This is a genomic window from Vibrio sp. 661, assembly GCF_033339315.1.
GTDB classification, from domain to species: domain Bacteria; phylum Pseudomonadota; class Gammaproteobacteria; order Enterobacterales; family Vibrionaceae; genus Vibrio; species Vibrio alginolyticus.
The window spans coordinates 157,926-178,402 of record NZ_JAWOUJ010000002.1 but is presented as its reverse complement, the minus strand read 5'-3'; the positions used below and the strand labels follow the sequence as shown (position 1 = coordinate 178,402).

General features: G+C 43.9%; 23 protein-coding genes. 11 read left to right on the top strand and 12 right to left on the bottom strand.

Features of this window, described 5'->3' with window-relative positions; all coding sequences use genetic code 11:
- The first annotated feature begins 157 nt into the window (after positions 1 to 157).
- Positions 158 to 970: an aminoglycoside phosphotransferase family protein gene (locus tag R7P69_RS05105; RefSeq protein WP_238952766.1), complete on the top strand. Its 813-nt coding sequence runs from the start codon at positions 158 to 160 to the stop codon at positions 968 to 970.
- Here the strand turns inward: R7P69_RS05105 and nqrM are convergent.
- The 3 genes from nqrM to R7P69_RS05090 are packed head-to-tail and all read right to left on the bottom strand — an operon-like array spanning position 948 to position 1,931.
- The gene (gene nqrM / locus R7P69_RS05100; protein WP_017635136.1) at positions 948 to 1,157 is read right to left on the bottom strand and encodes a (Na+)-NQR maturation NqrM; all 210 of its coding nucleotides are present in this window, start codon (positions 1,155 to 1,157) and stop codon (positions 948 to 950) included. The two genes, R7P69_RS05105 and nqrM, sit on opposite strands and share 23 nt — an antisense overlap.
- Position 1,158: 1 nt before the next feature.
- Complete coding sequence (locus R7P69_RS05095; RefSeq protein ID WP_238952767.1) at positions 1,159 to 1,644, bottom strand: NifB/NifX family molybdenum-iron cluster-binding protein; 486 nt, start codon at positions 1,642 to 1,644, stop codon at positions 1,159 to 1,161.
- Positions 1,641 to 1,931, bottom strand: coding sequence for a DUF134 domain-containing protein (locus tag R7P69_RS05090; protein ID WP_005373924.1), 291 nt, complete (start codon positions 1,929 to 1,931; stop codon positions 1,641 to 1,643). Before R7P69_RS05090 ends, R7P69_RS05095 begins: the two co-directional genes overlap by 4 nt.
- A 500-nt stretch (positions 1,932 to 2,431) precedes the next feature.
- Here R7P69_RS05090 and R7P69_RS05085 point away from each other — a divergent pair, with 500 nt between their 5' ends.
- The 4 genes from R7P69_RS05085 (at position 2,432) to ompV (ending at position 6,352) form a co-directional block, all read left to right on the top strand.
- A complete protein-coding gene (locus R7P69_RS05085) occupies positions 2,432 to 3,331 on the top strand; it encodes an ABC transporter permease (RefSeq protein ID WP_064354518.1) in 900 nt (299 codons plus the stop codon).
- Positions 3,324 to 4,553 carry a glycine betaine/L-proline ABC transporter ATP-binding protein gene (locus R7P69_RS05080; RefSeq protein ID WP_238952768.1) on the top strand — a complete coding sequence of 410 codons (1,230 nt, stop codon included), beginning with the start codon at positions 3,324 to 3,326 and terminating at the stop codon, positions 4,551 to 4,553. The genes R7P69_RS05085 and R7P69_RS05080 overlap by 8 nt, the downstream gene beginning before the upstream one ends.
- 261 nt (positions 4,554 to 4,814) lie before the next feature.
- Positions 4,815 to 5,348: a copper resistance protein NlpE gene (locus R7P69_RS05075; RefSeq protein ID WP_005373930.1), complete on the top strand. Its 534-nt coding sequence runs from the start codon at positions 4,815 to 4,817 to the stop codon at positions 5,346 to 5,348.
- Positions 5,349 to 5,575: 227 nt separating this feature from the next.
- On the top strand, positions 5,576 to 6,352 hold the full coding sequence (ompV, locus tag R7P69_RS05070) for an outer membrane protein OmpV (RefSeq protein ID WP_017635134.1): 777 nt from the start codon (positions 5,576 to 5,578) through the stop codon (positions 6,350 to 6,352).
- Positions 6,353 to 6,427: 75 nt separating this feature from the next.
- Here the strand turns inward: ompV and R7P69_RS05065 are convergent, their stop codons facing one another.
- The 3 genes from R7P69_RS05065 to R7P69_RS05055 all read right to left on the bottom strand — a co-directional run bounded on the left by R7P69_RS05065 (position 6,428) and on the right by R7P69_RS05055 (position 9,935).
- Positions 6,428 to 8,095: an ABC transporter substrate-binding protein gene (locus tag R7P69_RS05065; protein WP_238952769.1), complete on the bottom strand. Its 1,668-nt coding sequence runs from the start codon at positions 8,093 to 8,095 to the stop codon at positions 6,428 to 6,430.
- A 160-nt stretch (positions 8,096 to 8,255) separates the two neighbouring features.
- Positions 8,256 to 8,870 carry an outer membrane beta-barrel protein gene (locus R7P69_RS05060; RefSeq protein ID WP_005373936.1) on the bottom strand — a complete coding sequence of 205 codons (615 nt, stop codon included), beginning with the start codon at positions 8,868 to 8,870 and terminating at the stop codon, positions 8,256 to 8,258.
- 180 nt (positions 8,871 to 9,050) lie between these two features.
- Positions 9,051 to 9,935: a LysR family transcriptional regulator gene (locus R7P69_RS05055; RefSeq protein WP_005387224.1), complete on the bottom strand. Its 885-nt coding sequence runs from the start codon at positions 9,933 to 9,935 to the stop codon at positions 9,051 to 9,053.
- A gap of 93 nt (positions 9,936 to 10,028) precedes the next feature.
- On the opposite strand from R7P69_RS05055, the gene R7P69_RS05050 reads away from it, so the two are divergent.
- Positions 10,029 to 10,910 (top strand): DMT family transporter, encoded by an 882-nt coding sequence (locus R7P69_RS05050; protein ID WP_238952770.1) that lies wholly within the window; start codon positions 10,029 to 10,031, stop codon positions 10,908 to 10,910.
- Between the two features lie 63 nt (positions 10,911 to 10,973).
- Here R7P69_RS05050 and R7P69_RS05045 read toward each other — a convergent pair whose 3' ends face one another.
- From R7P69_RS05045 to pncB, 4 genes are all read right to left on the bottom strand, one after another.
- Complete coding sequence (locus tag R7P69_RS05045) at positions 10,974 to 11,753, bottom strand: methyltransferase domain-containing protein (RefSeq protein WP_017819786.1); 780 nt, start codon at positions 11,751 to 11,753, stop codon at positions 10,974 to 10,976.
- Between the two features lie 170 nt (positions 11,754 to 11,923).
- Positions 11,924 to 12,442, bottom strand: coding sequence for a glycine zipper 2TM domain-containing protein (locus R7P69_RS05040; RefSeq protein ID WP_005373945.1), 519 nt, complete (start codon positions 12,440 to 12,442; stop codon positions 11,924 to 11,926).
- Positions 12,443 to 12,656: 214 nt separating this feature from the next.
- Positions 12,657 to 13,016, bottom strand: coding sequence for a hypothetical protein (locus tag R7P69_RS05035; RefSeq protein WP_005373947.1), 360 nt, complete (start codon positions 13,014 to 13,016; stop codon positions 12,657 to 12,659).
- Positions 13,017 to 13,337: 321 nt separating this feature from the next.
- Entirely contained in the window at positions 13,338 to 14,648 is a 1,311-nt protein-coding gene (gene pncB / locus R7P69_RS05030; RefSeq protein WP_005373949.1) for a nicotinate phosphoribosyltransferase, read from the bottom strand.
- Positions 14,649 to 14,946: 298 nt separating this feature from the next.
- Here pncB and R7P69_RS05025 point away from each other — a divergent pair, with 298 nt between their 5' ends.
- The 4 genes from R7P69_RS05025 (at position 14,947) to R7P69_RS05010 (ending at position 17,792) form a co-directional block, all read left to right on the top strand.
- Positions 14,947 to 15,672: an NUDIX domain-containing protein gene (locus tag R7P69_RS05025; RefSeq protein ID WP_005373953.1), complete on the top strand. Its 726-nt coding sequence runs from the start codon at positions 14,947 to 14,949 to the stop codon at positions 15,670 to 15,672.
- Between the two features lie 32 nt (positions 15,673 to 15,704).
- On the top strand, positions 15,705 to 16,358 hold the full coding sequence (locus R7P69_RS05020) for an isochorismatase family protein (protein ID WP_054579245.1): 654 nt from the start codon (positions 15,705 to 15,707) through the stop codon (positions 16,356 to 16,358).
- Between the two features lie 29 nt (positions 16,359 to 16,387).
- Positions 16,388 to 16,744, top strand: coding sequence for a VOC family protein (locus R7P69_RS05015; RefSeq protein ID WP_042523322.1), 357 nt, complete (start codon positions 16,388 to 16,390; stop codon positions 16,742 to 16,744).
- A 154-nt stretch (positions 16,745 to 16,898) separates the two neighbouring features.
- Positions 16,899 to 17,792 (top strand): DMT family transporter, encoded by an 894-nt coding sequence (locus R7P69_RS05010; protein ID WP_005373960.1) that lies wholly within the window; start codon positions 16,899 to 16,901, stop codon positions 17,790 to 17,792.
- Here R7P69_RS05010 and R7P69_RS05005 read toward each other — a convergent pair whose 3' ends face one another.
- Positions 17,793 to 18,533, bottom strand: a complete 741-nt coding sequence (locus R7P69_RS05005; RefSeq protein WP_054701518.1) for a DNA-binding transcriptional regulator YciT — start codon at positions 18,531 to 18,533, stop codon at positions 17,793 to 17,795.
- Positions 18,534 to 18,750: 217 nt separating this feature from the next.
- Here R7P69_RS05005 and R7P69_RS05000 point away from each other — a divergent pair, with 217 nt between their 5' ends.
- Positions 18,751 to 19,230, top strand: a complete 480-nt coding sequence (locus R7P69_RS05000) for a peptide-methionine (S)-S-oxide reductase (RefSeq protein WP_054701515.1) — start codon at positions 18,751 to 18,753, stop codon at positions 19,228 to 19,230.
- 38 nt (positions 19,231 to 19,268) lie between these two features.
- On the opposite strand, the gene R7P69_RS04995 is transcribed toward R7P69_RS05000, so the two are convergent.
- Complete coding sequence (locus R7P69_RS04995; RefSeq protein WP_170896882.1) at positions 19,269 to 20,324, bottom strand: NAD(P)H-dependent flavin oxidoreductase; 1,056 nt, start codon at positions 20,322 to 20,324, stop codon at positions 19,269 to 19,271.
- Positions 20,325 to 20,477: the final 153 nt, after the last annotated feature.

Genomic DNA, 20,477 nt, shown 5'->3' with positions numbered 1-20,477 from the left:
AGCGTAGAACGAATTTATCGGAGTACAGGCGTAACTGTGTAAAATTTAGACACCAACGACAAAATCATATTTAAACAGTTGCATTTAATATTTTTGAGGCACTTTGTCGTGGCTATTGGCAAACGTGAGTGCAGCGATTAAGGTGAGCTCTCTCTACATGAAGACAGGAAGTCCGGTGTCGCAGCAAGAACTCAACCAAATGGGCAGTGCCAAAGTTTTTCTCATCGAAAAAGATGGCGTCCAAGTAATAGAAAAACGTAACCCTACTCAAATAGAAGTCGCGTTTTATCAACGCTATGCCGAACAGTTTAACGCGCTTGGAATACACGTACCGCGCTTGATTCAACTCGACGACCAGAAAAACGTTCTGCACATTGAATACGTTCCCCACGCAGTCGAGCAAGCATTCTTGCTTGAAGATGATCGAGTCATTGAACAACTCGTCAAACTGCACAAACTTCCACCAACATCAGATGGTGTTTATCACCGCCATCAGTGGACACCACATGCAACCCAACAAGCACTCGCAACACTTAAACTGGGCTCAGAGACAGAACAGTTCTTCCACAACCTCCAACAACGATCGGCGCACCTTTTCGAAGGGCAGAACTTGATCTCCGGAGACACCAATGCTGGAAACTGGGGACAGTGCAAAAATGGCGAGCTGGTGCTGTTCGACTGGGAGCGTTTTTCTACAGGGCATGTCGCGATAGATTTAGCGCCGCTCATCGAGGGCATGGGCACATTTGATGATTACTTGAACGTAGCAGGCAAGTATATAGAGTGCGCAGAGAAAGGTGAAACAACAGCATTGGCGCGCGATATCGGACTAGCAAAAGCGTGGATCGTTGTCGAGGTAGTCAACATACTGGTCTCCAGAGAGAGTCCGCAGACCAGCAAATATTTGGACTGGTTTCGACGAACCTTGCCGCAATGGGTCAAAAGCCTTAGCGCTCAGGTGATGAGTTAGGCTCTGAGATTTGATATAAACGCCTTTCAGGCTCTGCGCATGAGGTTTCACAATTGCACACCTTGTCAACGCCGACATTATTCAAACCACCACAACTCCCTTGAATGCGCTTGTTATGAAAAATGACGCCAAGTGACATCAACAAAATGATTGCGAGAAAACCAAGAAAGGTAAATAACCAAACCATATTAACCTGCCTTATTAGCCATCGACTCTAGCTTAAGTATAGCAGGGCTAGATGTCGCTTTGAGTAGCGCTTTAGGTCTTGCCAACAAGGAGGGTTTTGATTTTGGGCCACCACAGGAGCCGCAGCCACCTTTTTTCTGATGATTGGTTGATGGACGACCTTGCGATACGTCTGTCAGTGGCTCTCTCGGAACGGCAAGTACATCTTCCAATGAGCTGCGAGTAGACAGCCTAAATACTGGCGTGCCACTGCTAAGTAGCTTTGCCAATACACGTTCACCGATATTTCGCACAAGAACAGCATCCACATTGTACCCTTGTAGAGACTGAATCAACTGAGACTTCGCATTGCAACCCGCTTGTGGCATAGAAGCAATGTTCGCTAAGTTTTTTAGCATACCGTCAGTATCAGAATAAATAGCGATGTATGGTGCTTTTACAAAGTGGTTTGCCACCCGCTCACCATCATTAGGAATAGCATAAATCATAAGTTTGACTCCTCATTCGGAAAAACTAATGCATGACCTTCAACTAAACTTTTTGCGACTTTCAATCTTGCACTTTTTACTGTGTTACCAAAAGTTTGTCTAGAAACGCCCATCTGCTCCGCAGCTTGCTGCTGGCTAAGCCCCTCTAAGTCGGCTAAACGTAGCGCTTCTAACTCTTCTGGTAATATGGCGACTTGCTCCAACTGATTAAATGGAATGCCATTGGGCTTAAAGCAGTGGTGAGCCGCACGTCCGCATATTCGTCTTTCTATCTTTGGTCTTGCCATCATTGTCCCTCAAAAACACAGAGTCAAATTACGCCTTAAACTGGCATATGCCAATAAAATTTTTAGCATATGCCAATAAACTAAGTTTGCAAAAATCAACACGACAAATACGTAATACATCAGCATTAATTAGACATCTAATAATTTAGGAATTTTGATGACAAACGAACAAAAAGATCAATTCTAATTAACCGGATAATAAAAACGTTAGTTTGCGCAGATTTTTCATACAAATACACGCTAATGTGTTCATTTTATTGAAGAAGAAAAACTATAATCCAAGCAAATCATTAGTTTGAACACTAATGATTGTTTTATTTAAAAGGATGTATACCTAAGGAACGAAAAAGAGAAGTTTGACGACATTGGCCTGAGCTTAAAGGGTAATACTTTCGATACAGAACCTGTCGAACGACCATTACTTGGCCTAGGTGCCCTACTCTTCTTGCCAAATTAAGTTTCTTGAGAGCGCTTAGGTATATCAGAAAAAGGAAGTACATATGTCTGACTCAAATTGGCTCAGCGAATTCCCGGAAATGGATGCCTCTGATCTCAGGGCGATTCGCAAAACACTCGACGGCGCCTATAGAGATTTCTCTCGCGAGTATGGTGAACTCATTGAGTCTCTGTTTGATCCGCTCCTTTCGTTTCTTGTCTGGTTTGAAAAACTTCTGATTTCTACACCTTGGTTCATTATTTTAGGTGTCTGCACCACTCTCGTTTATGCCGCCAGCCGCTCTTGGAAACTGGCCGCTGCATGTTTTGGTTCGCTGATTCTGATTGGCTATTTTGGAATGTGGGAAGACACTATGCGCACGCTCAGTATCATCACTGTATGTACCATGCTTGCCATCGCACTTGGTATCCCTATCGGCATCGCTATGGCGCGCTCTAATCGCATTCAGTCGGTGGTAACACCATTACTCGACGTCATGCAAACCATGCCGGCATTTGTGTATCTCATTCCAGTTGTGATGTTATTGGGCATCGGGAAAATTCCTGGCCTTATCGCAGTAGTGATCTACGCGATTCCACCGGTTATTCGTTTAACCAATTTGGGCATTCGTCTAGTTGATAAAGAAGTATTGGAAGCCGCAACCGCATTTGGTGCCAGCACTCGGCAACGGCTTTTTGGGGTTCAGCTTCCGCTTGCAATGCCAACCATCATGGCGGGAATTAACCAAACGATCATGATGGCACTGTCAATGGTGGTCATCGCATCAATGATTGGGGTAAAAGGTTTAGGTCAGCCTGTTCTAAAGTCTATTACCAATCAATATTTCACTCTTGGTCTTCTCAATGGTTTAGCAATTGTCGCCCTAGCAATCCTTTTTGATCGTGCTTCACAAGCGTATGCGAAACGCACTCAAGCTCATTTAGGAGATTCAAAACATGACTAGTCCACTTATCGAAATCAGCGGTCTGTATAAAATCTTCGGCCCCAAACCCAATAGCGTGATTGAGCGCGTTAAGTTGGGACATAGTAAAGAGCAGGTTTTAGCGGAAACGGGCCACACGGTCGGACTAAAAGACATCAACCTGCAAATTCAAAAGGGTGAAATTTTTGTCATTATGGGATTATCCGGTTCTGGAAAATCCACCATGATTCGCCACTTCAACCGATTAATCGATCCAACCATGGGGCAGATTATGGTAGAAGGGGTGGATGTCATGCAACTTTCTAACAAAGAGCTTGAACAGTTTCGCCGTCACAAGATGTCTATGGTGTTCCAACGCTTTGGCTTGCTGCCTCATCGCACTGTTATCGACAACATCGCATATGGTTTAGAAGTTCAGGGAATAAATAAAGAGGCGCGCTTAGAAAAAGCAAATGAATGGTTAGAAACCGTTGGACTGACGGGTTATGAGCACCAGTATCCTGCTCAACTATCGGGTGGACAGCAACAGCGTGTGGGCCTTGCACGGGCACTGGCTACCGACGCCGAAATACTGTTGATGGACGAGGCTTTCTCAGCATTGGACCCTCTGATTCGAAGCGAAATGCAAGATCAGTTGGTAGAGCTGCAACAGAAGCTGCACAAAACCATTATTTTCATTACTCATGATTTAGATGAAGCGCTTCGACTTGGCGATCGCATCGCGATACTTAAAGACGGTGAACTGGTCCAACAAGGTTCACCAGACGAAATCTTACTGCATCCTGCCGATGAGTACGTTGAAGCCTTTGTAAAAGACGTCAATAGAGCGCGAGCACTGACGGTCGAAACGCTGATGCAGCCACCTTCGTACTGTGTTAGCGCTGAAACCATTGAAGATGCGCTGAGTGAAATGAAACGTGTTAAACGTGATTATGCCTACCATGAGACCAATGCAGGCTATCAAGGCGTGATAACACAGCAAGGATTGCTAAACGCAGCGAAGTTAACTCACCTATCAGATTGGCGTGATGATATCTATGAAGAGGCGCCTACCATCTCTCCACATTTAGCCATTGAGCAAGTGCTGACTGAAGTCATGTCGTGTGAATATTCACTGCCCGTCATCGATGAGCACGGCAATTTGAAAGGCGAATTAAATCGTCAGGTTATTGCGGAGCTGTTTTCTGTTCAACGAAGCACAAAACGGGGCACTTCACGCTCAAGCTTCAATAACGTTTCTTAGATGATGTTGATAATACAGCTCACAACAATGTGGGCTGTTATCAATTAACTCGCTCCCACTCCCCTTTTTAGATATTTATCTGTGGGCTCAAGCTTGATACCCAAATCAACATTTACATTGTTCTGATTTTCCTGACAATTTCATGCTCATATCCGGTTTTATTGACATAGTTAGATCATTCTATTGCTTTTTGATGACGCAAATCCCCGATAAATGTCTACTATTATTCTCATACAAAATCTTGATTTAAAGAGGGATAAAATGAAAAAGACAATGTTGGCACTAACAGGCGCGGTAATCATTCTTGCAGGCTGTCAAGATGAGAAACCTGCCGAAACAAGCGCAGTTGAAGTACCTCAGGCAACGGAAACTGAAGTCACCACCAGTGCAGACGTTACGACTGAGACAATTGACACGTTACCAGTAGAAGAAGAACAGGTAATTACTGAAGAGACATTTGTAGACTCTGAACACAACGCACAAAGTGCTCTGGACTGGAACGGCACCTACAAAGGAACACTACCTTGCGCGGATTGTGCTGGTATCGATATGACCATCACACTAAATCAAGATGGCACTTACGTACTTGAAGAAAGCTACCAAGACAAAGAAGACGGTCAATCAAAATCTGAAGGTCAATTCACTTGGGACGCAAATGGCAGCATCGTAACGTTGACAAATGAAGATGCACCAAACCAATACTTTGTTGGTGAAAACGTACTTATGAAGCTAGACATGAATGGCGAAAAAGTAACGGGTGACCTAGCACCACTATACAACTTAACGAAACAGTAAGAAGTTAGTATCAATACCTGATAAATACCCCAAATCCGAGCCACCCCAGCTCGGATTTTTTCGCTGTTTTAACGAAAGCTATTCCAGCAACCTTTCTATTCTGAAGCAACATTCTGCTTCTTACCCTGATTGTTCATTACATTTCCATACGCTTTGCCGATAGATGCTTACAACGTCATTTTGTACAGTGTTCAAAACAAAACAAAACAGAACAACTCGGAAAAATGATGAAAAAAACATTAATTGCACTACTTACTCTGACAGCTGCTGGCTCAGCTTTCGCTGGCGATACTTACATTCGTAACGGTAACATCTACAACAACGAAGGCGGTTGGAACGTAGAAGCTGGTGTGGCTCAAGGCAGCGATCTTTTCAAAGATCAAAAGCATAATACAGCACCAATTCTCAACGGTGGTTACCATGGTGACGACTTTAATGCCGACCTAAGTGGCATTAACTACCGCTTCTTCGGTAACACCAATGAGTTAATCAACATGAGTGCCTACCTTGTAGGTAGTGGTGTAATGCGCGACGGTGATACAGCGAAAAGCCTGAAAGGCACAGATAAACGCCGTTTCGCCGTCGATCTAGGTTTAAACGCAGACTTTACACTGGATCAAAACAACGTCATTTCTACATACCTTCAGCACGATATCAGCGGTGCTTACAAAGGTTACTTAGCGGGCGCGACTTACTTCCACATCATGAAATTCGGTAGTGTTGATTTTGTTCCTTTTGCTAACCTAACTTATCAAAGTGAAGACTACGTAGATTACTACTTTGGTGTGAAACAACGCGAAGCAAACGCAAACCGCAAAGCATACAAAGGTGATTCAACGGTAAGCTATGGTGTGGGCTACAAACTTGTTATGCCAATCAACGACAACTGGCAAGTAAGCCAAATGACACAATACACGCGCCTAGGCAGCGGTATCAGCGACTCTTCTATCGTTGATAGCGCAAACCAATGGGTTGTTGGCGCAAGTGTGTCGTACAACTTCTAATCCGATACGCCCTTATAAAGCCATCATTTCGATGGCTTTATGCGTTGGACATTTGCATAATCTTGAACACCGACTCTAGTGTAAATGAGCAATCCATAACCTATGTAAATCGCTATAGCCTGTATTCTTCACCTGCACACCTCGCACTTGCTGTGTTTTTGTCACTTCTTCGTAGCCAACAAACAAAGGCAAATATAGGTACTGATCGCGCAGCGCTTTCTCTAGGTTTAATAAAGACTGTAGCGAGTGATCATCTGCCATCGCCCTGCGAACCTTTTCTCTATGGCTTAACATCTGGCTTTGATCAAAACTAAAACGCAGTCCAGTTGCTATCGACAGCCATTCGAAGATGCCATATTCAAATGGTGCTTCCATGACTTCCTCAATGAAGAGCAAATCTGCTTGGTGAGACACTACCTCAGGAAAACTAATGTCATCAATAACAATGATCTCTAACTCTAATCCCGTTGCACGAATCACACTGTGCAACCATTCGGAATGACGAATTAAACTCGGAATCGTCCAGACAGGTTCAGCTAATACCACTTTACCTTTCAGTTTAGGTATCACAACACCATCTGTTATTGATAAATCTTGCTCGTGAGTCTCTAACTGAATGCTGTCAACGGCACTTGGCGCATCATAAATTTGCTTTTGCACATGGATGTAATCAGCGAGTTGATACCAAGTCTCTTTTGTGAGTTGGGATTCCACGCGTTCGCGGTAGGTCAGATATGAAAATGCGCTAATTTTTTCCACTTCAACGTGATCGGAGCTTTGGTTAAAGCTCAACATATTTAAGGTTTTAACATCACCATGAGACAGCGTTATTTGATCTAACAATGCGCGTGCTGAAAAATACTCTTTGTGCGCTTCAAGAGTCATACTCTCCTGGTTCCAGCCGCTGATTTTAAATGGCCCAGTCCCTATGTGGTAGGAATAACTAGAACCGAAAGAGACGACATCTCGACACAGAATAGACGCATGAGGAGTTGCTAGCATGTATGGAAACAACTTGTTCGGATACTTCAATATGATTTTTAAGCAGTTAGATGTTTCTGCAACCACGCTATCAATGCATTGCCAGAGCTCGTGAACTGGTCCTTTTATCTCCCTAAGTCTTTCTATACTCCAAACCACATCCTGTATGTTAAGGGGCTCGCCATCATGGCGATATATGCCTGGCCGCAACCATAACGTCATTACCTTGCCTTCCATTTTCCATTCGTGTGCTAACGATGGCTCGATACCACCATTGGAATTTTGGGTCAGCAATACGTCATAAACGCTTTTCGCGACGTGTAATTCAGTGTGACGGTAAGTATTCGCAGGGTCGATTTTGGATACCCAAGGGTAAGAAGAAATCAAAATAGCGTTATTTGATTCATTCAATCGATTCACTTTTTCAGAAGCGATAGTCAGTGCTCTAACCGCGGTTTGACCGAACCAATCAATAAGTTTCGTTATTGAGTTCATTCTTCCTCTGCCAAGCTCCTCAACCAAAAACTCGGTCATCGCTTGTTGGAGGGAAATATTAATACTGAGACGGCTAGCGTTACTTCGGCCAATCGCAGGTTGCCAATCGACCCAATCGTAAGTGGCAAGCTTTTTCATCACAATAGAAACATTGCGCCTCGACGTGCAAATCACCGCTTCTAGCTCAGAAAGCGTAATAAGGTGATACTGGTGAGGTTCAAAGTGCTTTAACAGTAGATCCAGATACCTAAGATTGACATCGTTCACAAAGATTCCTAAGAGTTATTCCAAAGCAAAAAAATAGCACAGGACGCTTAGCAACTAAACTTCCTGTGCTATATCTAAACAAATTCAAAGCTTGGACTCAGCTCGACCAACAGAAGTCAAAAACGTTTACTAAGCCAAGAGGTAACTTGAATAAGTATTCTTAGAAACGGTAGCTCATACCTACAGAGAATACATTGATGTCTGCATCAACCGTTACTTTTTCATTGCCAAATTTCGCAATGTCTAGCTCAGGCATCATGTATTCCCATTCAACTTGTAGAGCAAAGTTTTCAGTAATAGCGAACTCTGCACCTAAACCGTACATGCCTGTTACAGTGCTGTCAGAAATGGTGGTATGGCCTGCGCTACCGTCAATCACAGAGTTGCTAATTTTGAATTCAGCATTGAAGTAAGAAAGACCAGCTTTAGCAAAAAGGTTGAAACGATCGCCAATCGGTAGAGTCGCTTTTGGCTGAATCGATAGATACTTCATATCACCAACAGTAACAACTTTGCCGTCTAAAGCATCGTAGCCACCAATGGCTGCTTCTAGAGAAATGTATTCGTTGAATTTGTAACCACCGAATACTTTGCCTGAAAGGCTTGAGTCATCTTCAAGTTTAAGTTTAGTGCTAGCGTTAGTACCACCACCATTGATAGAGCCATTAACATCACCAAACGATGCTTGACCTACAGATGCACCAACGTAAGGAGCTGCGTTTGCAACAGAACATGTTGCTAGAAGGGCTGTCATTAGCCATGTTTTTTTAAACATTGTATTTCACTGCCTGTTAATTATTGAGGTTGTGTTTTGCCCATCCTTAAGCATGCCATGCTATCCATTTCACTTGGTTTCAAAACCAAGTGGATGTTAATGAATAAAAACTCAATAAAACATGAAATATTTAGACACAACTTTGCCACTTTCTTTCTTAATTTTGACAATTTAGTCATTTCACAAGCATTGCTGCTTCAACCAGTTAGTGAGTTTGATGATTTCCGCTTGCTTGGCTCGACTCTTTTTATGAATAAAATAAAAGCTGTCTCCGGTTTCCAATCCATGAGAAGGGATGTACACCAAATCGTGCGCTTTATCTCTTTCATTGAGCATAAAATCATTCGCAAATGCGATGCCTTGGTCATAACGCGCCGCCTCTATTGCCAACAACATATGACTAAAATGTTGAACATCGACATCTTTCGGCAAGGTGTAACCGCCCGCTCTGCACCACTCAGCCCAGTCTTTTCCTCTCTCACGATAAATTGAGTCTGTCGACAAAATAGGGTATCGCCAAAGCGCTTCTGGAATCGGTTGATCTTGCAACTCTTTCCAAATTTTATGGCTGCAGACCGGATACAGCGTCTCCGCGTATAACTTTACCGACATGTAGTTTCGCTTTGGCTTTTCTACCGTGATAAAACAATCGCCAACGCTGTCTGTCTGTTCAGGATCACCAACGACCATATTGAGTGTCAGATCGATTTCTGGATGTAAGCGCTTAAAATCAGACAAACGCGGAATAAGCCACTTTACGGCAAGCGAGCTATAAATCGCCAACCGTATGCTGCCTTTGTCCCCTTCTCGCACCTTTTGGCTGGCCATCGCAATTGAGCTAATTGCTGGGCTAATATCCTCTAAATAGCGGGTGCCCGTATCGGACAAAGAGAGCTTTCTGCCTTGACGGATAAATAATGATTCACCCAAATAATCTTCTAATAATCGTATCTGGTGGCTAACGGCACTTTGCGTCACATTGAGTTCTTCAGCAGCAAGCGAAAAGCTAGAGTTTCTGGCAACAGATTCAAAACAGTGAACAGCTCTGAGTGGTGGCAATTTCATTATCTAAAAATCTCATACTTAAACTAATAAATATCACTTCACTTCATCCTATGACATCACCTACTCTTTGGCAAAGAAAGAGGAGAGGAAAAAGTGAAAGTTACATCGGTCGGAGCAGCGATGCTGCTATTAATTATTGGAAATCTCATTGCGGTGCTTTCGGACTCTTTAATTAAAAGTGTCGGAAATGAAGTGCCTATTTTTCAATTTGTCTTTTTCCGACAAATATCAGCGGTGCTTTTCCTGCTGCCAGTCTACCTGCTAACAAAAAATGCGCCTTTTCTTGAAGGGTTTAAGTGGCATGCTGTTCGCGCTCACGTATGGTTACTTGGTGCAATATTCATGGTTTTGGCGATCTCATCTTTACCGCTCGCAACTGCGAACGCGATCTTTTACGCCGCGCCATTGATCATGTTGCCACTTGCAGCAATCTTTTTTGGAGAACAGTTGTCTAAGCAATCGGTCGCTGCAGCGATAATGGGCTTTGCCGGTGTATTGGTCATCATTCGTCCAGACCAAATCGATTGGGCAGCCATTTCAGCTTTAGTTGTTGCAATTACTTTAGCAATCAATAACTTGCTCATTCGAAAACTGCCAAAAAATCAGTCTGTGATGCAAACGTTATTGATGACAAACTTGGCAGGTATTCCAGTAGCCTTCTTGCTTGTTCTGATCGAAGCAGAACCTTGGGACTGGAGTGCTTTCCCTGTTGCTGCTGGCTCAAGTTTGTTCATCATGATTTATGCAGCAACATGTGTCATCGCTTACCGCTCGATCGATAGCAACAAAATTGCTAGCGCTGAATACAGTGGCTTAATTGGTGCCGTGTTTGTGGGATTGATTTGGTTTGGAGAAGTGCCAGATATATTTATGGCAATAGGAACCATTATGATTGTTGTGCCTCTGGTTTGGCTTTCTAAACGAGAGCGTCGCAAGAAAAAGTTGCAAGAGCAACAAGAAGCGCACGTTACTTAAAGTTGTGCTCTAGCCCAAAGACTAAAAAACCGAGCCGTAAGTGCTCGGTTTTTTTATGTGGCTCTAATCATTTTTTACGTAAGCGACTACGTGAGATAAAAACTGCCTTGCAAAGCGATCATTAAACCGGATGCGATATTCATGCTCGGCTTCCGACACTAGACGCCAGCCTTCAGCAAAGTATTCTTTGATATCATCAACCGCCTCTTCTTTATTTTTGATGTGTTTCGCGTTCCACTGATAAGTGCAAGAGACAACGATCAGCCCACCCACCTTGGTGGTTTTTTTTAGAGCATTGATCACGCTAAGTGGCGACTCACATTGATCAATCACATTTAAACATACGACTAAATCAAAGCGAGATTGGAGAGTATCAAGCTCAAAAGGCTGGTTAATTAGCGTCAAATCAACATGAGCACATTTCTGTACGATATCTCTATTCTCTACCTCTAAAGTGTTTAAGGTGTTCACATCGTGAAGGTAAGTAAGCTCGACGCGTTGTTCTTCTATTAATAGTTGCTTCAAGCCATCCATTAACCTATTTGAAGGCTCCACAAGCGTCGCTTCTCTAAGGTTAGGTAAGCGTTGCACTAACTCATAATAATTTCTTCCCAGCGCCGCCCCAACCTCAAGTAGGGAATACGGCTGAACGCTGCTTTCGATTACCGCCTGCGCAATAAAATCAGCAACTTGGGAGCAGTGAGGTGATGACAAAAAAGAAAGTGGGACTTGTTTTGAGCGACTGGTTATCATCTCAATCTGTTGATCCTCAATGAACTTGTCGAACCATTGCGCTTCGAAATAACCAGCCAAACCGTGCTCGGTCAGGTAAAAATCTTCCATGTTTTTTCCGTTCGTACTTTTAGAAAAGTGATTGTATCGAACACGGAAATTAACGGGTATTTCTGGCCGCACATTCCAATAGGAAAACAGATGAAAACGCCGCTTGTGTGAAAAAGCCCTTTCATCTCAAAGATAAAAGGGCTTGTTAATCGCTTCGGTTAAGTCGCTAACTATTGTGGTAGAACAACGTTACCATCTTGAATTGGGAACGTTTTTGTCGCTGGCTTGCTCGCCAAACGAACCGTCGTTGGTGCACCTGAAACTTCGTAAGTGACGTCGTAACCCACTACTTTATCAGATGTCGTATATTCTGTATGACACTGTTTTTTCGTCGTTGTTACTACATCACCTTTTTGCACATTCTCCTGGATCTTACGACCTGTCAGTGCACCAGCAATCGTACCAGCTGCAGTTGCAATCACTTTACCTGAGCCACCACCGATTTGGTTGCCCAGCGCTGCTCCAGCTGCTGCGCCACCAACCGTACCAATAATTTTATTGTCATCCGCAGGGGCAACTTGCTCGGTTACTACCACGTCTTTACATACTTGGTGCGGCTTTTTCACCGTTTCAGTCACCGCTTCAACCAAAGTAATGTTTGCTTGAGTTGGAGCTGGTGGCGTTTTGTCTTTACAGCCTGCTAGTACAGCAACAACTGCCGTTGCAATTGCGATAGATTTCATATTCATGATTTACATCCCAGTATGGTTTGCTTTGATGAGCGTTATGGTAAATCGCAAAAGGGAAATCACATCAGACGAAAACAAACCCTCTGTCATTAACAAGTAAAGAAACACTGTTTTATAAAAGATACGTCAAGAAACACTCAGCAACGTGTCAACAGAGCTAAAACTGTATCACTACTGATTATGATTGGGCTGAACTAGTCTATGAGATTTATTTTTAAGCCAAGCTCAAAAATAGTTCGTCATCCGTTAAATACTTATGACGGTGGCTTAGATTACGCACGTGCATAAACATAAAATCAGGGAAACCAGGCGCTATAATGTTATTTGGTTCCCAGCATACACCGCCAACAAACACATATCGCCCCTGCTTGTCATCTTCGTGAAGGGGGTTATTAAGAGGAGAAGAAAACTCTGCTCGGCAACCTTCAACCACACAAACAATTTGTCCTTTAAAAAGGCCAATCACGCGCTTTACAAGATTTGCCTTGATACCACACTTCCATGCTTGGCGAGTGGCCATCTCATAGCCATATTTTCGGATCGCTTTCTTTTGCAAATGTACTACTAGGTTCATTTTGACTCCTGATTCAAGCAACTACGTGAAGCCCAAAGTCATAAAAGCAGATAGACGCCTATACCCGAGTGAGCTCATGGTACGTGGGAACAAACTACGTGATTAGACTGAGTTTAGTGTCGGATAAAGATACGCCGTCCACGATGCTGTAACGTATCGATTTACACCAATCAAAGGCAGATAACACATCAATTTTCGAGTGCTTTCCTGCGCTGTATCTGGTTACTTCTGTATATTACTATAACGAAATCACCCTCCACGTTTACCTATATAAATTTGTCGTAACGATAGAGGGTGCTTATCATGGAGAGAGGATAACGCCTACGCGTCGATGAGATAATTTTGACCTTCAGTTTCTAAACGATCAATCATTTTACGACACTCATTTAAATCAAGAGGTTGTTCAAAGCGGCGCTTGAGATTCATCAAAAAGAAGATATCTTCACACATGGCTTTCTCAGGTTCGTCACTGATTTTGGCGACCGGTGAACCATTGCACGTGACCATTTTTATCACGATAGAAAGTGGCTGGTAGGCTTCACCATCTTTATTGACATAATCACCCATATCATTGGCAAGAAAAGTACCGATACCAAAACTCACCTGAATACGTCCTTGGAAATACTCGCAAATATCTAACGCTTGTTCGAAGTTAAGTCCGTCGGTAAACACCAGTGTTTTTGTTAATGGGTCTATATTCAGCGACTGGTAGTGTGCAATCATTTTTTCACCCCAGCTATAAGGGCAACCACTATCGTGACGTACACCGAAGTACGCGTTACTTAGTTCTTCATCAAAGTCTTTAAGGAAAGCATCGATACCAATCGTATCGGTTAACGCAATACCTAGTGCACCATTAAACATTTTTTGCCAACGTTGCAACGCCACTTTTTGCGAATCTCGCACATTCACCAGAGCTTGGTGTCCCATAAACCATTCATGAGCAACGGTGCCGATAGGCGTCAAGTTTAGCTCTTTTGCTAAGTGATAGTTACTTGTTCCTGTCAAACATTCCGGCACTTCCTGGCACAAATATTCCAGCATAGTGCGCTGAGCTTGGAAGGAAAAACGTCGACGCGTCGACATGTCAGAAAATTTAAAGTTAGTGATTTTACGACGTTTTAGTTCCGACTTTAGGTGCCGAACTTTCTCTTCTAAAACAGTGGTAAATTGCGCAACAGGGATATCTGACCAACGCTGACGGCTACGAACTTCAGACACGATACTCATGATGATCGTTTCGTACAAGATGGTATCTCGCCACAAACCGTTAATGGTAATTCTTAACTGGCTTGAGCCATCAGCCATGGCTTTATTATGGAAAGAGACATCACTTTGTGGGTTGAAACGGAAATGGCGCAGTGCATCAACAAAGTCAGGATTCAGGTAAGGCGCGACACGCTTAATATATTCAATTTCTTCTTGCGTAAATTGAATATCTTGCAGTTTAAGGACTTCGGCTTTTACCTCAGGCAAAAGCTCAGAGAGGTCTTCCTCACTGCGCACGATAAACTTATATGACACCATCGCATCAGGGTAAAGCGCTGTTACAGCACTCATCATATTGACTTTGTAGACATCGAAATCCAAAGCGCTTTGAATGATGCGGGAAGAAAATAGTTTGGTGGTCATTAGGTGCCCTTCTACATGCCCTTCCTGGGTATATAACTTTTTGTTACTAACTAATTTGCGTAAACAATAAACACCCATCTATAGTTTGTCAACTTTTGTTACTAACCACTCATTTTTATAAGGTTTTTTTGTCTAGAATTCGAGCAAGCATTGTGAATAAGTCAGAGTCATCCGTAAATTTATGCTCAAACCGTATTACGAACACTACCAAAAACGTTTCTAACAACTCGTTACTTACCCATTGATTGACCACTTGTTATGCGCTAGATTACTTACAAATCAATATTAGGACCCAACCATGATCGTATCTGTCGACATTATTCCATTCAGGCTATCTGGCTGTGCCGATAAGGGATTGGAAGTGTTGTTGATTAAACGTTCAAATCCAAATCGGCCATACCATGGAGTCTGGGCACTACCGGGCGGATTTGTCTTTGATAAAGACTTAACCAGTGAAGGCGGACGCCCGGCCGATGAAAACTTTGAAGCGGCGCGTCGCCGAATTTGCCGTGAGAAAATCCATACCTACCCTCGCCATTTTAGCGAAGCGTTTATCGACGGTGATCCAAAGCGCGACCCAGAAGACTGGAGCTTAAACATTACGCACTACGCCTTAGTCGATCGTAACAATGTAGAGCAAATAAATAATGCAGGTGTACCGGAATGCCAACTTAAATGGTTTTCGCTACAGGCTATTCTCAATGGAGAAGAGACTCTCGCATTTGATCATCAAAAAACCATTGAAAAAGCGTGGCAAAAGCTTCGTGCATCCATTGAATACACATCGGTTCTTTTGTTTGCATTAGACAAAGAGTTTTTGGTTGCGGACATCATTTCTGCTTATCAAGAGTTTGGTATTGATATCAGCCGAATGACGATTAAGCGCCGCTTGATAGATTCAGGCGTACTAAAACCCACTAATAAAGTCGCTTCAACCAACAAAGGCAAAGGTGGAAAACCCGCAATGGTATATACGCTGACTAGCGACGAAGTAACCTTTTTTCAAAACTGTTTGCGTGGATAAACGCAGACAATCAGACAGACAAGGAGTCTGCCATGACTGTTCGAGTAAACTATCAAACTACAGCAGTGATCGACGTTGATCCAGAGAAAGGCTTTAGTGAGTTATGTCCAAATGAACTGCCCGTTGCAGGTGCGTTGGAAATCGTACCGGAGCTTCTGAGTAATCATGCCAAAGGCCGATTAAAACTGGTCAGTCGTGACTTACACCCACCAAAAGCAAAGTGGGATGCAGAATCGCCATCCAATATGCTTGAGCCCGTTGGTTTACCGAATGTGGATATAAAGTGGAACCGTCACTGTGTGCTTGGCACAACAGGTTCTGAGCTGCTAGATGGTTTACCACCCGTGTTGGACTATGATTTTCAAGTTAATAAAGGTATGGATCCTGACGCGCACCCTTACGGTATTTTTTTCCATGATATTGCCGACACCAAAACGACAGGCGCGCATGAATTTCTAAAGTTCAACGGGATTGATACCTTAGTTATCGGTGGCCTTGCCTTAGACTTTTGTGTGAAAAAATCCGTCATGCAAGCGCTGGAACTTGGCTACAATGTGGTAGTTAATCTTGCTTCAACTCGTGCGGTGCTGCCTGATAATGTAGAGAATGTGCTGACAGAGCTCAGAGATAATGGCGCATTATTTGTCGAAAAAGCGGACGACATCATCGTAGAAAAGTTCGCTTAGAAACGATAGTAACCGAGAAGGATTTCACCATGCATCAACATGAAAAATTGAATTACGTTGAATTTGGTTCCACTAATGTCAGTGCGACCAAACAATTTTTTGAGCGTGCTTTTGACTGGAGCTTTACCGATTATGGTCCAGAATATTCTGCATTTTCAGGACAAGGGTTGGATGGCGGATTCTTCAAATCTGAGTTTATAAACCAAACCGCAAATGGTGGCGCACTTTTAGTATTTTATAGCTCAGACATTCAGGCCACTCAGACAAAAGTAGAGCAGCATGGTGGAAAAATTATCCGCCCTATTTTCGAATTCCCCGGCGGCTGTCGATTCCACTTCACTGAACCGAGTGGAAATGAATTCGCAGTATGGTCAGAGAGCCATTAAGTGATCACAAATCAACAACACACCATCAACGTGAGCCCAAGCTAGCCAGATCCGGAACTGGCATTACATTTCTGGTTGACCTCATCCTTGGTTTAATTCACTGTTAGCGCAACAATTAATCGATGAGGCGCTAGACCTCGACCAAGGATGTCAAATGACTGCCGTCAGTTTTTTTCGCTTACTCTGCCTCGCTGCTATTTGGGGTGGCTCGTTTCTGTTTATGCGAGTCGCCGCCAACACATTCGGGCCGGCTTACTTAATCGAATTTCGAGTTACATTTGCCGCCGTCGCTTTGTTATTGATCGCCGTATATTTGAAGAAGAAACTCACGTTAACTGCGCATACTAAACACTTCTTTATTATTGGCTTATTCAATAGCGCAGTTCCATTTTTACTCTTTGCGTACGCAGCCCAGACACTGAATGCATCAACTTTAGCAATATTGAACTCAACCGCCCCAATATGGGGAGCACTAGTTGGCTTTGTTTGGTACCGCAGCCCACTCACAGCGAAATCTGTTCTCGGTATGCTAATAGGCATAGGAGGCGTTGCAGTCTTGGTCGGCTTAGATACTTCAACCATAGGTGAAGAAGCCATGCTCCCTATTGCCGCCAGTTTGATGGCTTCTTTCAGCTATGGCATTGCTACCAACTACACTAAAAATGCGCCACAAGTACCTGCTTTTGACAATGCTCACGGCAGCATGTGGGCGGCGGTTATTTGGGTACTGCCGCTGCTACCATTCTTACCAATGCGTGCAGAACCAAGTCATTTCGAATGGAGCTCTGTTGTCACGCTCGGCGTTGTATGCACAGGGTTCGCTTATTTGCTCTATTTCCGCTTAGTTTCTGATATCGGCCCAGCTTCAGCACTGACTGTCACTTTTCTTGTTCCTGTTTTTGGTATCTTATGGGGCTACTTGGTGCTAGATGAGCCCGTCGGCTCTAACACCATCATAGGAACAATTCTAGTGCTTAGCGGCACTATGCTAGTCACCGGTTTCTCCCCAACAGCAATGCTCGCGAAGAGAAAACGAAGCGTGGCTTAATCAGCCTAATATAACTTCCACACCTAGCTTTTTGATTTGTTCAAGGTCGCTTTTCGGAGCGGCTTTGTCAGTCAGCAGCACTGATATTTCGTCAGTCTTACCAATTGATGAGGGATAAATTTGCCCAAATTTACTAGAATCCGTTAGAACAATATTGCGCCTTTTTTTCGCAATGATGGTTTCTGCGATCTCAGCGCGCATCATGTCGCGGCTAGTAAAGCCAGTGTCTTGATGGAAGCCGTCAATACCCAAGAAGGCCGTGCTGAAATGAATGTTCTCAATACACAACTTAGTCAGCGGTCCGACCAAGCTCTCGCCTTGGTGCTGATACACGCCACCAAGCAAGATAATGTTGGCAGAAGTGTTACGGATGAGATGGGCGATATACGCCGATGGCGTAATAATGGTCACATCGCCGCGCTCAGCCAATGTCCGAGCCAACAACGCATTGGCACTGCCTCCTTCAATCAGCACTGTCTCATTCGATGCGACCAAATCCGCAGCTTGGTTTGCGAGCGATTGTTTAATATCGAAACGTACTTCTAGGCGGGCATCAATGTCATCACTTTGCAACGCGGTAGCTGCGCCGTGAACGCGCTTTAGGTAGCCCTGTTGCTCCAGAAAGTTCAAATCCTGTCTGATGGTCACACCCGACACGCCAATGATGTCAGAAAGCTCTGTGACTTGAACGCGTTTACGGTCGTTCACTAATTGCAGGATTTCATTTTGTCTTGGGTTCACAGGTTCGCTCCTTATTGATGAGCTTACAGTATACTCACCTGATGTTTCATATGAAAAGAACTTGAAAGTAAAAAGGAAAAAACGCGTGGTCTGATTAGCCAAGCTGTACCTTGCGAATATCGCTCCCATCAACAGATAATAGGGCAACGAAAATGGGATGGAAGAAGAGGGGTTAACTCCCTACATCCCAACAACGGTAAAGACTAGGATAAAAGTAATGGAAGAAATTTACTTCGCAGGCGGTTGCCTTTGGGGCGTGCAAGAATTTATGCGCCACCTTCCGGGCGTAATCAACACAGAAGCCGGGCGAGCAAATGGCACAACGGATAACACTCAATCCGAATACGATGGCTACGCAGAGTGCGTGAAAACCCAGTTCGACCCTGAGCAAGTTTCGGTTGAAACTTTAATGGGGTATTTGTTTGAGATAATCGACCCTTACAGCGTTAACAAGCAAGGTGAAGACGTAGGTGAGAAGTACCGTACTGGTGTTTATAGCCAAAACGAACAGCATCTCACCATCGCGAAAGCGTTTATCGCAGCACGACCGGACGCCGACAAGATCGCCGTAGAAGTACTGCCACTCACAAATTATGTGCCAAGTGATGATGAGCACCAAGACAGACTCACAAACTTTCCGAATGATTACTGCCACATCCCATTAGATTTACTACATAAATACAGGGATAACTCGTAACCATTCAGTCAGCATCGCTTTAAAAGGCAAGATGCATATCAGTTTAAATCGATGCCTTCCACTAATGACAATGTCATTTCTGCCGCCGATATTTCTTTACAACCCGACGAGTTTTGTCCGCACCACAACGGAGTGAATTCATCTCGGTTTTGCTTTTCCATAAGCGCTCTTAGTTGAGCCATTTCAATGGAGGCGTATGGGAATTTCGGCGCAAACTCACTGATGTAGCCTAGCTCCGACATCGCGCGATTCACAATGCCTCTCGCTGGTCGGCCCGAGAAAACATTGGTCACAGCGGTATGTTGCGCGCGTTCACTGGCAATGGCATATCGATGTAAAGACGATGTTTTCGCCTCATCACACAACAAATAGGCGCTGCCAACTTGAACGGCACTAGCTCCTAATCTCAACGCGGCTTCCACCCCACTTCTATCAGCGATTCCGCCTGCAGCAATAACAGGCAAATTCACCCGTTTGGCGATTTGTGGTAATAACGCCATCAAACTTAATTGAGTAGTTAAATCATCCGATAAAAACATACCTCGGTGTCCACCAGCCTCCAAGCCTTGGGCGATAATACCGTCAACGCCTTTTGCTTCTAGCCAAAGTGCTTCGTCCACCGTGGTCGCTGACGAAAGGATCTTCCCTCCCCACCCTCTAATTCGAGCTAACAGATCATCGTCTGGCAAACCAAAGTGGAAACTGATCACTGGCGGTGCAAATGGTTCAATCGCGTCAGCAATATCATGATTGAAAGGCATCCTTGTCGGAGCGTTTGGCTGAACCTGAACGGTTGCATCAACCTCGGAAAAATACGGTTGCAGCGTTTTTTGCCACTTTTCGTGCTTGTTGGCGTCATACTCCGGCATTTCATGGCAAAAGAAATTGAGGTTAAACGGTCGGTTAGTTGCCTGCTTGATAAGTTGAAGTTCTTTTACGATGGCGTCTTTGTTCAGCATTCCACAAGGTAACGAGCCAAGCCCGCCAACATTACTGACGGCTATGGTCATTTGGCTGTCTTGCACACCGGCCATTGGCGCTTGAATAATCGGTAACTCTGTTCCCAAAAGTGTATTAAATACCTTGTTTATCATGCTCTTTCCTTGAAAACTTAACCTTTACCTGTGATGGATCTGCGCCATCGTTATCCAGACTAGACTTTCACATGATTAACCGCTTATAAAGTTAAAGTGATGCATTTGTGCGCTATGCACTTTTGATAGAAATGACAAAGGGAGCCTATGGCT

Excerpts from the sequence above, each read along its gene's own strand:
- R7P69_RS05105 (WP_238952766.1), top strand. The coding sequence starts at position 158 with ATGAAGACAGGAAGTCCGGTGTCGCAGCAAGAACTCAACCAAATGGGC.
- nqrM (WP_017635136.1), bottom strand. The coding sequence starts at position 1,157 with ATGGTTTGGTTATTTACCTTTCTTGGTTTTCTCGCAATCATTTTGTTG.
- R7P69_RS05095 (WP_238952767.1), bottom strand. The coding sequence starts at position 1,644 with ATGATTTATGCTATTCCTAATGATGGTGAGCGGGTGGCAAACCACTTT.
- R7P69_RS05090 (WP_005373924.1), bottom strand. The coding sequence starts at position 1,931 with ATGGCAAGACCAAAGATAGAAAGACGAATATGCGGACGTGCGGCTCAC.
- R7P69_RS05085 (WP_064354518.1), top strand. The coding sequence starts at position 2,432 with ATGTCTGACTCAAATTGGCTCAGCGAATTCCCGGAAATGGATGCCTCT.
- R7P69_RS05080 (WP_238952768.1), top strand. The coding sequence starts at position 3,324 with ATGACTAGTCCACTTATCGAAATCAGCGGTCTGTATAAAATCTTCGGC.
- R7P69_RS05075 (WP_005373930.1), top strand. The coding sequence starts at position 4,815 with ATGAAAAAGACAATGTTGGCACTAACAGGCGCGGTAATCATTCTTGCA.
- ompV (WP_017635134.1), top strand. The coding sequence starts at position 5,576 with ATGAAAAAAACATTAATTGCACTACTTACTCTGACAGCTGCTGGCTCA.
- R7P69_RS05060 (WP_005373936.1), bottom strand. The coding sequence starts at position 8,870 with ATGTTTAAAAAAACATGGCTAATGACAGCCCTTCTAGCAACATGTTCT.
- R7P69_RS05055 (WP_005387224.1), bottom strand. The coding sequence starts at position 9,935 with ATGAAATTGCCACCACTCAGAGCTGTTCACTGTTTTGAATCTGTTGCC.
- R7P69_RS05045 (WP_017819786.1), bottom strand. The coding sequence starts at position 11,753 with ATGGAAGATTTTTACCTGACCGAGCACGGTTTGGCTGGTTATTTCGAA.
- R7P69_RS05040 (WP_005373945.1), bottom strand. The coding sequence starts at position 12,442 with ATGAATATGAAATCTATCGCAATTGCAACGGCAGTTGTTGCTGTACTA.
- R7P69_RS05035 (WP_005373947.1), bottom strand. The coding sequence starts at position 13,016 with ATGAACCTAGTAGTACATTTGCAAAAGAAAGCGATCCGAAAATATGGC.
- pncB (WP_005373949.1), bottom strand. The coding sequence starts at position 14,648 with ATGACCACCAAACTATTTTCTTCCCGCATCATTCAAAGCGCTTTGGAT.
- R7P69_RS05025 (WP_005373953.1), top strand. The coding sequence starts at position 14,947 with ATGATCGTATCTGTCGACATTATTCCATTCAGGCTATCTGGCTGTGCC.
- R7P69_RS05020 (WP_054579245.1), top strand. The coding sequence starts at position 15,705 with ATGACTGTTCGAGTAAACTATCAAACTACAGCAGTGATCGACGTTGAT.
- R7P69_RS05015 (WP_042523322.1), top strand. The coding sequence starts at position 16,388 with ATGCATCAACATGAAAAATTGAATTACGTTGAATTTGGTTCCACTAAT.
- R7P69_RS05010 (WP_005373960.1), top strand. The coding sequence starts at position 16,899 with ATGACTGCCGTCAGTTTTTTTCGCTTACTCTGCCTCGCTGCTATTTGG.
- R7P69_RS05000 (WP_054701515.1), top strand. The coding sequence starts at position 18,751 with ATGGAAGAAATTTACTTCGCAGGCGGTTGCCTTTGGGGCGTGCAAGAA.
- R7P69_RS04995 (WP_170896882.1), bottom strand. The coding sequence starts at position 20,324 with ATGATAAACAAGGTATTTAATACACTTTTGGGAACAGAGTTACCGATT.